The following is a 15,090-nucleotide window of genomic DNA, read 5'->3' as shown; positions in this document are numbered from 1 at the left end:
CTCCCTATTTGTAAAGAGAGACAAATTTTCCGATAGATCTGTCATAAGTTCTTTCTACTTCAGGAGGAAAGTAACATGCAGGAAGTTCTCCATGACTTCTATGATAAGCTAAGCATTCACAGCATATGCCCTTTCTTGGACAAGGTTCATAGGTACAATTGCAATTTTTTAGGTTCTTTTCTACTCTACACTCTGCCATCTTTTCACCTCCCATCTTTGGTTATTATATCAAAGGTTTGAGGGTTTATGGGAAAAGAGTTTTCCTTTCAATGGCATATAACGGACTTTTGTAATCTGAGATGCAAGCACTGCTATCAAGATATTTTTGATAGAAGTAGAGAGCTTACTTATGATAGGTTAATCCATATTATTCAAGATATATCAGGGTTTTTAAAAGAGCAAGGGTTTGAAAGACTTTCCATAAATATTACTGGAGGTGAGCCTCTAATTTATCCCTATATTAATCCTATTTTAAAAGCATTAGACGAAATAGATATTATAGACGAGATAAATATTATAACTAATGGCATAATAATGCCCGATATTGTGCTCAAAGGGCGTTATGAAAGATTAAAATACTTAAAGGTTTCTCTGGAAGGAGCAAGGGAAGAGACTAATGATTTGATAAGGGGTAGGGGGATTTTTAAAAGGGTTATTGGTAATCTTAAAAATACTAATTATAATTTTCTTTTAATGTTTACTCTTGCAAAATACAATTATAGAGAGTTAGATGATATGTATAGATTATCTCAGAATTTAGGTGCAAAGGGATTTATCTTGGAGAGGTTTATACCTCTTGGAGAAGGGTCAAAAATCAAAGATATGGTATTAAATTCAAAGGATTGGTACCAGGTAGTGGATAGGGTAGCTACTTGGGCTGATCTTACTGTAGAAGATCTGCTTCCTTATAAGGCTTTTTATATTGATTTTGAAGAGAATAGAATCTTAGGAGCTCTTTGCAATTTAGGTGAATCTTGTGCAGTTATGCCTAATGGAGACGTTTATCCTTGTAGGAGGTTTCCTTTAGTTTTGGGTAATTTAAGTCAGGAAAGTTTTTCTAAAATATACCCAAAAATTTTAGATTTTAGGGCTAATTTTACTAAGGATAAATTGAAAGGAAAATGTTTTCTATGTGCCATGGAGGATTGTATAGGATGTAGAGCCCTCTCTTTTTCTCTATTTTCTGATAGTTTTGCTGAAGATTATCAATGCTGGCTTTAACTAGAATCCATATAATTTTTCTCTTAAAGTCTTCAAATTCATAACATCTTCCCTGTTATATTCTAATAGTAAATTTAAGGCATTGTAGTCATTATGTTTTGTATATCTATACCAAAGTATTACTGCTATCCTTCCATTAACTTCTTTCAGTTTTCTTTCAATTCCTAATTTTTCTTCGACTTTTTTTAATCCACCATACAATCCTCTCTCCCAACAACGATACATGAGATCTTCATGGAGAACATGCTTTTCTAAGTCTATTCCAAGTTTTGAATGAATAAAAGGCAAGTCAAATCTTGACCCATTATAGGTATATATAGTGTGTACTTTTTCTATGATGTACAAGAGATTATAAGAAGTTATTTCTTTCCCAATAAGTTGAATAAGGATTGATTCTTCTTTATTTTCAAGATATATTCCAATTACAGTAATATCTGAATATATAGGACTTAATCCTGTAGTCTCTATATCTAAGTAAGCTTCATACTTTTTCATCTTAATTTAACTTATTTAAGAGGAGCGCAGGATTCTCTTATAATCAATTTTGTGGGTAATATTACCTCTTTTCTCTTTTTTCTTCCCCTTTTTAATCTCTCAAAGAGTAGTTTTACTGCAGTCTCTCCTAATTCATATGCTGGTTGATAGACTGCTGTTAGGGGAGGAGAAAAATATGGAAACCAATCCATATCATCAAAAGATATTAAGGAAAGGTCCTTAGGAATTTTTAATCCAAGCTCAGTTATTTTTTTAAGAGCTCCAAGGGCCATAAGATTATTACTGGTAAAAACAGCGGTAGGTGGATTGCTAATGTTAAGTAGGACTTCTATCCCTTTATAACCGCCATCCTCCTTAAAGTTTCCTTCATATATAAGGTTGTCATCCTTATTAATTCCTGACTCCTCTAAGGCTTTAAAATATCCTTCAAGTCTCTCATAACCTGTAGTTGTATCTAAAGGACCTGTTATTATTCCTATCCTTTTATGACCTAAGCTTATCAGGTAATTTATTGCTTCGTATGTTCCTCCCACATTGTCTGCGAGTACCACATCTTCTTCTAATCCTTCAATTTTTCTATCTACAAGAACTACAGGAATGTTTTTCTCTCGAAAAAGATCCAGGTTTTCTCTTGTTTCGCTACTTTTACTTGGAGTAATGATAAGTCCATCAACTCTTCTACTAAAAAGAACCTCTATGTAATTTTTCTCCTTTTCTACGTTTTCATCAGAGTTGCATAGAATAAGATTATAATTGTATTTTGCTAAGTAGTCTTCAACTCCTCTTACTACTTCAGGATAAAAAAGGTTTGTAATGTTAGAGATAATAAGCCCTATGGTGTTAGTTACTTTTTTTCTCAGACTGCTTGCGAGAATATTTGGCCTATATCCTAAGGTTTTTATAGCTCGATAAACCTTTTCTCTTGTTTCAGGCTCTACATACCTGGTCTTGTTTATCACATGGGATACAGTACTTATAGAAACGCCTGCAAGTTTAGCTACGTCCTTCATTGTAGGTGATTTATTTTCTTTTCTCCTCATGTTTCAACTCTCCTTTTCATGTTTTTAAACTTTAACACCACAAGATATAATTGTCTAATTTTTTTTATTCTATGAATTTTTTTTGCATATTTCAAGATTTTTCTTATTTATAAAAGATATTGACTTTGAAAAAAATATAATGTATATTTAAATAAAAACGATTAGCAAACGTTTTTATTGTATAAAATATTTTTTAGGGGGCAAAAAAATTCCATAATTTCTATGTTTCTAATGAGAGGAGGCTAAACTCAGGTGAAAGAGTATCTATTAAGAAGAATCCTTTATATGTTGTTAACCTTATTCTTTGTCTCCATAATTGTTTTTGTAGTAATTCAACTTCCTCCTGGTGATTTTTTGACCTCCTATATAGCTCAGCTTGCCACTAGCGGTGAATCGGTGAATTTAGAGACCATAGAGGCTTTAAAGAAACAATATGGACTTGATAAACCTATATGGGAACAATATCTTCTTTGGATTTGGAATGTTTTACATGGAGATTTTGGGAGGTCTTTACTTTACAATAGACCTGTCAGTGAGCTTATAGGGGAAAGACTTGCTATAACTTTTGTCATATCTTTGTTTACCCTTGTCTTCATTTGGGTAGTTGGTTTCTTAATAGGAACTTATTCTGCTACTCATCAATATTCCTTTGGAGATTACTTTTTTACCTTTTTAGGATATATTGGACTTTCGGTTCCTGCTTTTATGGTGGCTTTGATTCTTCTTTGGGTGGCTTATGCTTATTTTGGGCAGAATTTGACAGGACTTTTTTCACCAGAATATTTAGAAGCAAAATGGAGTTTTGCTAAGTTTGTAGATATGCTGAAACATATATGGGTGCCTGTGGTTATTATTGGTTTAGCAAATACTGCTGGAATGATTAGAACTTTGAGGGCAAATCTTCTTGATGAATTAAATAAGCCTTATGTCTTAACTGCAAGGGCAAAGGGTTTAAAGGAATGGAAAGTGGTATTTAAATATCCCTTAAGGGTTGCTATGATTCCCTTTATAAGTACTGTAGGTTGGTCTCTTCCCTTTCTGGTTTCTGGTGCTGAAATTACCGCTATAGTTTTGAATCTTCCCACATCTGGCCCTTTACTTCTTGAGGCTCTCAGAAACCAAGATATGTACTTGGCAGGTGCCTTTTTACTTATGTTAAGTTTTCTAACTATGTTAGGGACTTTAATATCGGATCTTCTTCTTGCATGGGTAGATCCTCGCGTAAGGTATGAGTAAGAGGAGGGTATCATATGGCAGAAGTTGAGAAAAGAGAAGAATTTATAGAAGAGGTTCCAGAAAAAGAAGAGAAGATATATGTTGCTTCCCAGTGGAAGTTAATGTGGTGGAGATTTAGAAGGAACAAACTTGCAATTGCTGGTTTGGTGGTTCTTGTAATCTTTTATATTATTGCAGCTTTTTGTGAGTTTTTTGCCCCTTATGATCCTTACAAATATGATGTAAGATATGTTCTTGCTCCTCCCCAAAGAATTCATTTTGTGGATGAGCATGGATTTCATTTGAGACCCTTTGTATATGCGTATAAAATGGATATAGATCCAAATACATTAAGAAGGATATACAGTGAAGATAAAACCCGAAAATATCCTATTAAGTTTTTTGTAAGAGGGCATGAGTATAAACTTTTAGGTCTATTTAAGACAGATATACATCTTTTTGGTGTAGAAGGAGATGGGCATATATTTCTCTTTGGAACTGATAGTTTAGGAAGAGATGTGTTTTCAAGGGTTATATATGGTACCCGTATTTCTACTACAGTAGGGCTTGTGGGTATATTTTTAAGTTTTCTTTTTGGAATTATTATAGGAGGAATTTCGGGATATTATGGTGGACCTTTTGATATTATTATTCAAAGAATAATAGAGATATTAAGAAGTATTCCTACCTTACCCCTTTGGATGGCTTTATCTGCCGCTGTTCCTGCCAACTGGTCTCCTGTAAAGGTATATTTTGCTATCTCTATAATTCTTTCCTTTATTGGTTGGACAGGACTTGCAAGGGAGGTAAGAAGCAAATTTTTGTCTCTGCGTGAAGAAGATTTTGTAACTGCCGCAAAGCTTGCAGGAGCAAGCGAAGGTAGAATAATCTTTAGACACCTTCTTCCCTCTTTCTTGAGTCATATTATAGCTTCCTTGACTTTATCTATACCTGGTATGATCATAGGTGAGACTTCTTTAAGTTTCCTTGGACTGGGGATAAGACCTCCTGCCATAAGTTGGGGTGTTTTAATACAGGATGCTCAAAATTTTAGAACTGTAGCTTTAGCACCTTGGTTACTGCTTCCTGTGGTTTTTGTTATTCTTGTGGTGCTTTCTTTTAACTTTGTGGGTGATGGATTGAGAGATGCTGCAGATCCTTATGCAAGGTAGGGAGGAGTAAAAATGGATAAGCTTTTAGAGGTAAAGGATTTAAAGACCTATTTTATATTGGATGAGGGTACAGTAAGGGCTGTAGATGGAATAAGTTTTGATGTAAAACCTGGAAAAACTCTCGGGGTAGTAGGAGAATCAGGTTGTGGAAAGAGTGTAACGGCACTATCTATCTTAAAACTTACAGGACCAAGAAGTAAAATTCAAGGAGAGATTTTGTTATATAGAGATGGACAAATTATAGATTTAGCTAAATTAGACCCTAAGGGGGATGAAATAAGGAGTATTAGAGGAAAAGAAATAGCTATGATATTCCAAGAGCCAGGAGCCTCATTTTCTCCTGTGCATACCGTGGGAGAGCAGATAATAGAAGCTATAATGCTCCATCAAAAATTGGATAAGAAGTCTGCAAGAGATGCAGCTATTGAACTCATGAGAATTGCTGGAATTCCAAGGCCTGAGTTAAGAGTCGATGAGTATCCTCATCAGTTCAGCGGTGGAATGCTCCAAAGAGCAATGATTGCTATGGCACTCTCTTGTAGACCAAGGCTACTTATAGCAGACGAGCCAACTACAAACTTAGATGTTACGATACAGGCTCAAATTCTTGAGCTTCTCAAAGAGTTACAAAAGCAATTTGGTATGGCAGTTATGATGATAACCCATAACTTAGGGGTAATAGCTGAGATGGCTGAGGAAGTTATTGTAATGTATTTAGGTAAAATTGTAGAAAGTGCTCCTGTAGAAGAGATTTTTTACAATCCAATGCATCCTTATACAAAGGCGCTATTAGAATCTATTCCCAAAATTGGTAAAAAAGTTAAAGGGAAGAGATTAAAAGCCATTAAAGGGATAGTTCCAGATCCTTACAATCTTCCTACAGGCTGCACTTTTCATCCCAGATGTCCTGAATTTGTAAAAGGACTGTGCGATGTAAGGGTTCCAGAACTCATAGAGGTAAAACCAGGACATAAAGTAAGTTGTCTACTTTATGGAGAGGTGAAGAGTCATGAATAATTTGTTGTTAGAGGTGAAAAATCTAAAAAAGTATTTTCCCATAACTAAAGGCTTTTTAAGGAAAAGAGTAGCAACAGTTAGAGCGGTAGATGATATAAGTTTCTTTGTAAGAGAAGGAGAAACTCTTGGGCTTGTGGGAGAGTCGGGTTGTGGAAAGACTACCACAGGAAAAGTGATACTTCGTGCCTATGATCCTACTGATGGAGATGTAATATTGCATGTAGATGGAACAGAAATAAATGTAGCAAAACTTTCTCAAAAGGAACTAAAAAGTGTGAGAAGATATATGCAGATGATATTTCAGGATCCCTTTAGATCTTTAAATCCCAGAATGACAGTAAGGGATATCATAGGAGAACCTTTAATTGTAAATAATGTGGCAAAGGGCAAAGAGTTAGATGAGAGGATAGCAGATCTTATGAGGAAAGTAGGTTTAAGACCAGAATACATGAAAAGATATCCTCACGCTTTTTCTGGAGGGCAAAGACAGAGGATAAGTATTGCAAGGGCACTTGCTTTGAATCCTAAGCTTGTAATATGTGATGAACCTGTATCTGCTCTTGATGTTTCTATTCAAGCTCAAGTTCTAAACTTGCTTATAGATCTTCAACAAGAGTTTAAATTAACTTATCTTTTCATATCTCATGATCTTTCCGTGGTAGAGCATATATGTGATAGGGTGGCAGTAATGTATGTGGGGAAAATTGTAGAACTTGCAAAGACAGAGGAGATATTTGAAAATCCTAAGCATCCATATACTGAAGCTTTACTTTCTGCTGTACCTAAGCCCGACCCTAAGATGAAGACTCATAGAATTCTTCTTAAAGGCGAGGTTCCTGATGCCTCTAATCCTCCTTCTGGATGCTATTTCCATCCAAGGTGTAGCTATGCAAAGGATATTTGTAAGGAGGTGAGACCTGAGTTAATAGATATTGGGAATGAACATTATGTGGCGTGCCATTTTGCTAAGGAATTAAATTTAAAGGGTATTCCAATAACTTAGGGGGGATTAAGTTATGAAATATGTTAAGTTTTTGAGTATTCTTTTGATTTTCATACTAATATTCGGGAACACCATTGTAGGACAGAAAAAGTATAATGAGTCTCCTATGACTGCAGCACTTGTAAGGGAAGGGAAACTTCCACCAGTAGAACAAAGACTTCCTAAAAATCCCATTGTGGTAAAACCTTTAGAAGAGGTTGGAGTTTATGGTGGAACTCTCAGAAGAGCTTGGATGGGACCTGGAGATAGGTGGGGAATAGCAAAGATTTGTTATGATGCAAATAATCTAATGAGATGGGCATCGGACAGTAAAACCATTCTTCCATGGCTGGTAGAAAAATATACAGTCTCAAAGGATGGTAGAGTGTTTACTTTTAAATTGAGAGAAGGATTGAAGTGGTCTGATGGACATCCTATGACTACTGATGATGTAATCTTCTGGTATGAGGATGTAATAGGAAATGAGGAATTAACCCCTACATTTCCTTCTGGTTTTGTTCAAGATGGAGTTAGAGCTAAATTTATAAAAGTAGATGATTATACTTTTAGGATTGAGTTTAAGAATCCCAATCCAATGTTTATTTATACCTTCCCAACTCAGGGGTGGTTTATTGATAATTCCAAAGGTTCTTTTGCTTTCTATGCACCAAAACATTACTTAATGCAATTTCATCCTAAATATACTCCTAAGGATAAATTAGAGGCTCTTGCAAAACAAAAAGGCTTTAATAAGTGGTATGAATTGTTTCAGTTTATGATAGATTACATTCAAAACCCTGATCTACCTACCATGTCTCCATGGAAGATCGTGAGCAAGAGCCCCAATGAGCCTGTATTTGTAATGGAGAGAAATCCATATTATCCTGTGGTGGACACAGAAGGTAATCAATTGCCGTATATTGATAGGGTAGTTCATTACTTAGTAAGTGATGCAGAAATGATCAACATGAAGGCTGTAGCAGGAGAAATAGACTTCCAAGCTCGCCATATGAGATTACCTAACTACACCCTATTTATGCAAAATAAAGATAAAGGTAATTACAGAATTCTTATTTGGAGAACAGGAACAGGTGCAGATCCTGCCATATATTTGAACCAGAATGTAAAGGATCCAGTGAAGAGGAAACTCTTCCAAGATGCAAGGTTTAGACAAGCCTTATCCCTTGCAATAAATAGGGAAGAGATTAATAAGATTTTATTCTTTGGTCTTGGAGTTCCAATGCAAGCAGCTATTCCACCTGGATCAGCCTATTATGATAAGGCATGGGCACAAGCTTATGCTCAGTATGATCCAGGAAGAGCGAAGATATTACTTGATTCTATTGGGCTTAAGGTTGGAAAAGATGGATTTAGAATTGGACCTGATGGAAAGCCAATTGAGCTTATAGTAAGTTTCACTACATATCCCGGTAGTGCTAACATGAGTACCATGGAGCTTATTAAGAGTTATTGGGAAAAGATAGGAATAAAAACTATAATCAAGCAGGTAGATAGAAGCTTGTATACTACGCAATGTAATTCAGGTGATATAGAAATAGGTGTTTGGGTCATGGATAGAATGAGTAATGTGGCAATTTCTGCAGGAAGACTTCTTGGTACATGGACCGATGGACCATGGGCACCACTCTATGCAAGATGGTATTGGACAAAAGGGCAAGAGGGGGAAGAGCCAACGGGAGATATAAAGAAGATCTATGACTTGTGGGACGAATTCAATAGAACTGTTGATGCAAGAAAAAGAGATACAATTATAAGGCAAATTATAGCTTTACATAGAAAGAATATTTGGATTATTGGAACGGTAGGAGGAATTCCTCAACTTGTGATCGTAAACAATAAGTTAAGAAATGTGCCCGATGGGATACTATGGGATGATCCATATAGATCTGAGTTAAATTCCTTCCCAGAGCAGTTCTTCTTTAAGCAGTAGAAAAAGAGGAGGGGAATATATTCCCCTCCTCTTAAAACCAAAAGGAGGTGTTTAAATTGTATAAGAAGCTATCCTATTTGCTTTTGGTGTTATTTTTGATCTTTGTAGTTTCCGGTTGTGCCCCTAAGGAGACAGGGATGCCTATTGCTGTTTCTCAAGAAGCTGTGAAAGAAGTAACTAAGGAAGTTCCAAATATACCTAATGCTGTTCTTATTACTACTTTTGAATCTGGAAAAGAAGAGGGATGGACTCCTAATGGAGAAGGTGTATCCATAGCTGTGGTTGATAAAGATACGCATACAGGAAAATATAGCTTATATATTACGGGAAGAAAAGTAGGTTGGAATGGAGCTCAAATTCAACTAAAGGATCTTTTAAAACCAGGAAAGACTTACAGTATATCTTTATGGGTTAAGCACAATTCTGAATTACCTCAGCATATTGGTATCACTATGAGAAGAAGGTATGATAGTGATAGTAGTACTCAATATGATTGGATAAGCCACAATCAAGAGACCCCAGGTGGTAAATGGATAGAGCTTTCTGGAACATATCAAATACCTGCAGGAGTAAATATCCTTGATTTAGCTTTATATGTAGAAGTACCTAGTAATTCTACCCTTGATTTATATATTGACGATCTGGTAATTGTGGAAGGGAAACAGAGTTTTAGAATTACTCCAGAACTTTTTAATTTGTTTGCAAGCTATTTTAAAGACTATTTAAATTAATGTATAAATTGTGATATAATTTAAGCAAGGGGAAGGCTCCAAGATGGAGTTCTTCCCCTTCTTTATAAAAATATTATTAAGAAAGGAGAATAACTAATGAGCCTTAATGGGGATCTGAAAAGTGTCTCCTTGTGGGAGGTTTTAGAGATACTATCTTTTAGTAGGAAAACTGGTAGACTACAACTTACAAAGGATAAAAAAAAGACTGATGTTTACTTTGAGGACGGAAAAATAAAGCATATAAAGGCAGACACCTGTGAGGATGAAGATGCTATTTTGCATCTTGCTCTTTGGAAAGAAGGAAATTTTGCTTTTTATCCTGATGAAAAGGCTCCTAAAGCTAATTTAAATCTTGATCCTCTCCATATTTTGGTAGATGTATCAAAGGATATTGATTTAATAGAATATCTTGGGGATTTAGTGTTTCTCTTTGTTAATGTTGCTAATTTATCTGACGAGGAAAGACAAGTAGGAAATCTTTTTGATGGGATTAGAACAACAAAAGATATAATTTTAAATTCCCCTTATGGTGAATATAGAACCCTTAGAATAATTGAGAAATTAAGAAGAAATAAGAATCTTTTAAGAATTGATGATAATATTAATTTATTCTGGACCTATACTTTTTGGAGATACTTCATATTTACCCTTGAAAGAGAAAATGAAAGAGATTTTAGGAAGAAATGGTCCGATCAATTGAATAAATTGACTACTTATAAACTTGCTTTTGAGATACTTACGAAGGATAGAAAAGTAGAATGGTATAATGTCTATCCTTTAATTAAAGATGCTCCTTCTAATGAATATTTTAACGTAATAAAAAATGTATTTTTTTTCATAGAAAATTATAGAAAACTTGAGATCAATAATGTGATTGATACTGGAAAGATTTTATTCTTATCTCAGGAATTGGATCCTTTCATGTCTAAAATCTACGTCCCTATAAAATATAGTGAAGTAATTGAAGAAAATATTGTATTGTGGTCTCTTGATGGAAAAAGGACCTTTAAAGATGTAGAGAATATTTTACCCTTTGGAGATCTTAGGAGACTTCAGTTGATAAAGTCGGTCCTTGACAAGAAGTTAGTATTGCCCTTGGGGTATAACATAAAACTTGATCTTCTGAACTATTTCTTTATGGCTTGGCAGGAGATGCTAGCAAAATTTGAAAAAATAGGCAAGAGAGAAGAGTTTGTGAAGGAGTGGGACAGATTTATCTCCGAGAGCTTATCTGATGTCAAGCATTTATTCTCTTATCTCCCATCAGAATCAAAACAGAATTTCCCATATTTTTACAGAAATATTGCCAATTCTCAAGAAGAAGAATTGAGAGCATTCTTGAAAGAAGCCCTTAAGTTAATCATAGATTTTGCCTCTAAGACTTTGCCCAAAGAGGAAGTTGATAACTTAATTAACAAGATTATGGATCATGCTAAGACTTATGCATCGGACAAACTAATTGAGGCAGCCCAAAGGATACTTTCTGAGGTCTATGTAAGCTAATTGATGGTTCAATATTTTCTCTATTGGTGATAAAATTACTCTATTGTGAAGAGTAATAGGGTAAATTTTTTAACAAAAATTTTAGTGCTCTTGAGTGTTGGGGGAGTTGGGCTCTCTTTTTTTCAGGCTTTTCGTGGGTTTTCTTTGATATTTTTTATAAACAAGTTTGTTAATTCAAAATCTCAAATAGGGGTTCTACTTTCCTTAGGAAGTTTAGTGGGTATTTTTGTACCACCTTTAGTTGGATTTCTATCAGATAAACTAAAAAAGTTAATAAAAGGAAGAAAGTATCTAATAATTGTCTCTCTGTTTTTTCTTTCTTTATCTATATACTTTTTAGAGAAGACCAAAAATCTTTCAGAATTATATCTTTATTTGACTTTGACTTATATATTCTTTTATTCTGCTATTTCTTTGTATCAAGCCCTTGTTCCTGATCTTTTTAGTAAGGATTTTTTTGCAAGGGCAACAGGGGTTTTAAATTTTGCTTCACAATTTTTTCAAGGAATTTATATTTTTATTATAGTCATATCTCATGCTTCTAATTTGACTTTTACTTTACTAAAATGGAGCATTTTTTTATCCTCATTTCTTTTCTTCTTTATACCTGAAAAAGAAAATAAAAGAATTTCACAAAATTTCTCTATGGATATGAAATTCTTAAGGAGAAAATTTTGGTTTAATCTCTTTCTTTTACAGTTTTTTGTGTGGTATGGAATTTCTTCTGTAAGTTCCTTTATACTACTTTTTTTTCAAGATGTCCTTTCTGCCTCTTTAAGTGACTATATGATTATACTTGTTATTTTTGGAGTGTTGACAGCTTTGTCTACTTTTTTCTCAGGTTTTGTTGCTGATAAGTTTGCAAAGGAAAAACTTTCTGCTATGTCTCTTGCATTATTTGGAATAAGCAGTTTTTTGTTTTCCCAAACTCAAAGAATTAATATGGCTTTTATCTCCTCGGTTTTTTATGGGATAAGTCTTGGTTTTCTCACAGTTATTCCTTATAGTTTGATATTGAGCTATATTCCGAAAGATAAAGAAGGAAGTATTGTAGGGATTAACGCATTAGTGGTTTCGGTTTCTCAAGTTATTGCTTATTTAACATCAGGAGTTATGATTGATATTTTAGGTTATAGGGCTAATTTTTTACAGGGCTTAATTGCTACTATTTTAGGACTGTTAGTACTAAGGAATGTTACGAACAATAAAAAATCATCTTAACTTACCTTTTACAGTAAATGCATATTTTTCTAAAAGCTCATTAGGATAGGGATTTTTGTTCTTAAATTCATAACTTAAGGTTTTATCATTTTTAAAAGGCTGAAGAACATAAGGCACATCTTCGCCAATTGTCTTTCTTATCTCAATGAGATCTTCTTCCTCTACAATTTCAGGTACCACTGTGGTTCTTATCTCAAATCTTACGTTATTTTCTTTTAAAATCCTTAAGGATTCAAAAATATTTTTAAGATATTTACTTGTTTCCCTTTCGGAAAGTCCAATGGCTTTATGATATTTGGGAATAGAGGTTTTAAAGTCCATAGCTACATAATCTAAAAGCTTGCTTTTTATGATTTCCACAAGCATTTTTGGATTAGAGCCATTAGTATCAAGCTTTACTAAAAGTCTTCTTTTCTTAAGCTTAAAAAGGAAGGAGGGGAGATCTTCTTGAAGTGTAGGCTCCCCTCCTGTGATAACAACTCCTTTAATTAATTTTCTTCTTCGATCTATTTCTTCCAGTATAAATTCTTCTGAATATTGTCCCTTCTTTCTTTGCGATATTAACTCAGGATTATGGCAGAAGGGACATCTAAAATTGCATCCTTGTGTAAATATCACAAAACTTGGTATTCCAGGATAGTCTATTAGACTAAATCCCAGGTAACCTGAGATTTTCAATTCTTCTCCTCTCCTTTAATGTCAAGATAAAGGTCTTTCTCAACTTAAATTCTTCCTGTTTTCCTTTATTCCAGCTCTTTACGGGTCTATAGTATCCTACAACTCGAGAGTATATTTCTGTCTCTCTTCCACAAATTGGACATTTTTCATGACTTCCTCTTTGGTAACCGTGTTCTGGGCATATGCTAAAGGTAGGTGTAAGGGTAAAGTATGGGAGTCTGTAGTTTGAAGTAATTAGTTTTACTGCTTCTTTAACCATCTCTATATCTTCTAAGGCTTCTCCTAAGAATATATGGAGTACTGTTCCACCTGTATATAAACTTTGAATCTCGTCTTGATGCTCTAAGACTTCAAAAGGATCAGCGGAGTAATCTACAGGAAGTTGCGTAGAATTGGTATAGAAAGGTTCATCAGTTCCCGATGTATAGATTTCAGGATATTTGTTCTTGTCTATTCTTGCAAGTCTATAAGAAGTGCCTTCTCCAGGGGTTGCTTCTAGATTGTACAAATTATTTGTTTCTTTTTGAAATTCTATCAATTTCTCCCTCATGAATTTTAAAACTTTTATGGTAAATTCCCTTCCTGCAAGAGTTTCTATACCTTCTCCAAGGAAGTTTACACAAGCCTCATGCATTCCAATAAGTCCAATAGTGGCAAAATGATTTCCCCAATATTGTCCTGTTAGTTCATAAATTCCAGAGAGATAATATTTAGAATAAGGATACAAGTTCTTATGAGTTAGGTCTTCAATTACTTGTCTTTTAATCTCTAAACTCTCTTTTGCAAGCTCCATAAGGTAAAATAATCTTTCAAAAAATTCCTCTTCGCTCTTAGAAAGATATCCAAGTCTTGGCATATTGATGGTTACTACGCCTACACTCCCTGTTAATGGATTGGCACCAAAGAGTCCTCCTCCCCTATGTTTTAGTTCATCTACATTTTTGGTATTGTTATTCAAAGTGAAACTTAAGGCTCTTTGTCTTACCAAGGAATTGTCAAGCCTTAATCTACAACACATGGATCTTACATCTGAAGGATCCATATCCGAATTTACAAAGTTGGAGAAATAGGGTGTACCATATTTTGCTGTCATTTCCCAGATTTTCGTAAGGTTTGATTTTTCCCATGGAAAGTCTTTAGTTATGCTATAAGTAGGAATTGGAAAGGTAAATATTCTTCCATTGGCATCACCTTCTATCATTACTTCAGCAAAAGCTTCATTCAAAAGATCCATCTCTCTTTGGAATTCCCCATAGGTCGCTTCTTTTCTTTCTCCACCTATTATTACTTTTTTGTTTTTTAAATCTTCTGGTACTACAAGGTCAAAGCTTAGATTTGTAAATGGGGTTTGAAAACCTGTTCTTGTAGGTATGTTTAAGTTGAAAATAAACTCTTGCATGGCTTGTTTTACTTCTTTGTAAGTGAGACCATCATAGGCTATAAAAGGAGCAAGAAAAGTGTCAAAGTTAGAAAAGGCTATAGCTCCTGCTGCTTCTCCTTGTAAAGTGAACATAAAGTTTACTATTTGTCCTAAGGCTGTTCTAAAGTGTTTAGCAGGCTTGCTTGCTACTTTACCTTCTACTCCTCCAAAGCCTTTGAGAAGTAGGTCTTCAAGATCCCATCCTACACAATATACCGATAGAGAGCCCAAATCATGTATGTGGAAGTCACCACTTTGATGGGCTTTTGATATCTCTGGTGGGTAGATTTCTTCAAGCCAGTATTTTGCGATTAAAGAAGAATATAAATAGTAGTTTAGTCCTTGTAGAGAATATCCCATATTGGAGTTTTCATTAACTCTCCAATCTTCCCTTGTTAAATATTCTTTTATTAAGTCATTCAGATTGCTAATCATGGCTAATCC

14 protein-coding genes are annotated in these 15,090 nt (G+C 34.5%); 9 read left to right on the top strand and 5 right to left on the bottom strand.

The features are described 5' to 3' along the window. Nucleotides 1-4: 4 nt before the first annotated feature. Complete coding sequence (locus tag DTUR_RS08840; protein WP_012584058.1) at nt 5-199, bottom strand: DUF6485 family protein; 195 nt, start codon at nt 197-199, stop codon at nt 5-7. A 47-nt stretch (nt 200-246) separates the two neighbouring features. Here DTUR_RS08840 and DTUR_RS08835 point away from each other — a divergent pair, with 47 nt between their 5' ends. Beyond that, nucleotides 247-1,221 (top strand): radical SAM protein, encoded by a 975-nt coding sequence (locus DTUR_RS08835; RefSeq protein ID WP_012584057.1) that lies wholly within the window; start codon nt 247-249, stop codon nt 1,219-1,221. Here DTUR_RS08835 and DTUR_RS08830 read toward each other — a convergent pair whose 3' ends face one another. Further along, on the bottom strand, nt 1,222-1,716 hold the full coding sequence (locus DTUR_RS08830) for a ribonuclease H-like domain-containing protein (protein ID WP_012584056.1): 495 nt from the start codon (nt 1,714-1,716) through the stop codon (nt 1,222-1,224). Between the two features lie 11 nt (nt 1,717-1,727). After that, nucleotides 1,728-2,756, bottom strand: a complete 1,029-nt coding sequence (locus tag DTUR_RS08825) for a LacI family DNA-binding transcriptional regulator (protein ID WP_012584055.1) — start codon at nt 2,754-2,756, stop codon at nt 1,728-1,730. A 252-nt stretch (nt 2,757-3,008) separates the two neighbouring features. Here DTUR_RS08825 and DTUR_RS08820 point away from each other — a divergent pair, with 252 nt between their 5' ends. From DTUR_RS08820 to DTUR_RS08785, 8 genes are all read left to right on the top strand, one after another. After that, the gene (locus tag DTUR_RS08820; protein WP_012584054.1) at nt 3,009-3,992 is read left to right on the top strand and encodes an ABC transporter permease; all 984 of its coding nucleotides are present in this window, start codon (nt 3,009-3,011) and stop codon (nt 3,990-3,992) included. A 14-nt stretch (nt 3,993-4,006) separates the two neighbouring features. After that, a complete protein-coding gene (locus DTUR_RS08815) occupies nt 4,007-5,143 on the top strand; it encodes an ABC transporter permease (RefSeq protein ID WP_012584053.1) in 1,137 nt (378 codons plus the stop codon). 12 nt (nt 5,144-5,155) lie between these two features. Next, nucleotides 5,156-6,160 carry an ABC transporter ATP-binding protein gene (locus DTUR_RS08810; protein WP_012584052.1) on the top strand — a complete coding sequence of 335 codons (1,005 nt, stop codon included), beginning with the start codon at nt 5,156-5,158 and terminating at the stop codon, nt 6,158-6,160. Continuing rightward, nucleotides 6,153-7,163, top strand: a complete 1,011-nt coding sequence (locus DTUR_RS08805; RefSeq protein ID WP_012584051.1) for an ABC transporter ATP-binding protein — start codon at nt 6,153-6,155, stop codon at nt 7,161-7,163. The genes DTUR_RS08810 and DTUR_RS08805 overlap by 8 nt, the downstream gene beginning before the upstream one ends. A 13-nt stretch (nt 7,164-7,176) precedes the next feature. Continuing rightward, nucleotides 7,177-9,093, top strand: a complete 1,917-nt coding sequence (locus tag DTUR_RS08800; protein ID WP_012584050.1) for an ABC transporter substrate-binding protein — start codon at nt 7,177-7,179, stop codon at nt 9,091-9,093. A gap of 56 nt (nt 9,094-9,149) precedes the next feature. Further along, nucleotides 9,150-9,824, top strand: a complete 675-nt coding sequence (locus DTUR_RS08795; RefSeq protein WP_012584049.1) for a carbohydrate binding domain-containing protein — start codon at nt 9,150-9,152, stop codon at nt 9,822-9,824. Nucleotides 9,825-9,920: 96 nt separating this feature from the next. After that, entirely contained in the window at nt 9,921-11,327 is a 1,407-nt protein-coding gene (locus tag DTUR_RS08790) for a DUF4388 domain-containing protein (protein WP_012584048.1), read from the top strand. Nucleotides 11,328-11,372: 45 nt separating this feature from the next. After that, nucleotides 11,373-12,548: an MFS transporter gene (locus DTUR_RS08785; protein ID WP_012584047.1), complete on the top strand. Its 1,176-nt coding sequence runs from the start codon at nt 11,373-11,375 to the stop codon at nt 12,546-12,548. Here DTUR_RS08785 and DTUR_RS08780 read toward each other — a convergent pair. Then, nucleotides 12,540-13,226, bottom strand: coding sequence for an anaerobic ribonucleoside-triphosphate reductase activating protein (locus DTUR_RS08780; protein ID WP_012584046.1), 687 nt, complete (start codon nt 13,224-13,226; stop codon nt 12,540-12,542). The genes DTUR_RS08785 and DTUR_RS08780 overlap by 9 nt on opposite strands. Then, nucleotides 13,198-15,081: a ribonucleoside triphosphate reductase gene (locus DTUR_RS08775; protein ID WP_012584045.1), complete on the bottom strand. Its 1,884-nt coding sequence runs from the start codon at nt 15,079-15,081 to the stop codon at nt 13,198-13,200. The genes DTUR_RS08780 and DTUR_RS08775 overlap by 29 nt, the downstream gene beginning before the upstream one ends. Nucleotides 15,082-15,090 lie beyond the last annotated feature (9 nt).

Source organism: Dictyoglomus turgidum DSM 6724, assembly GCF_000021645.1.
In the GTDB taxonomy this organism is placed as follows: Bacteria; Dictyoglomota; Dictyoglomia; order Dictyoglomales; family Dictyoglomaceae; genus Dictyoglomus; species Dictyoglomus turgidum.
This window is presented reverse-complemented; position numbering and strand designations above follow the sequence as displayed.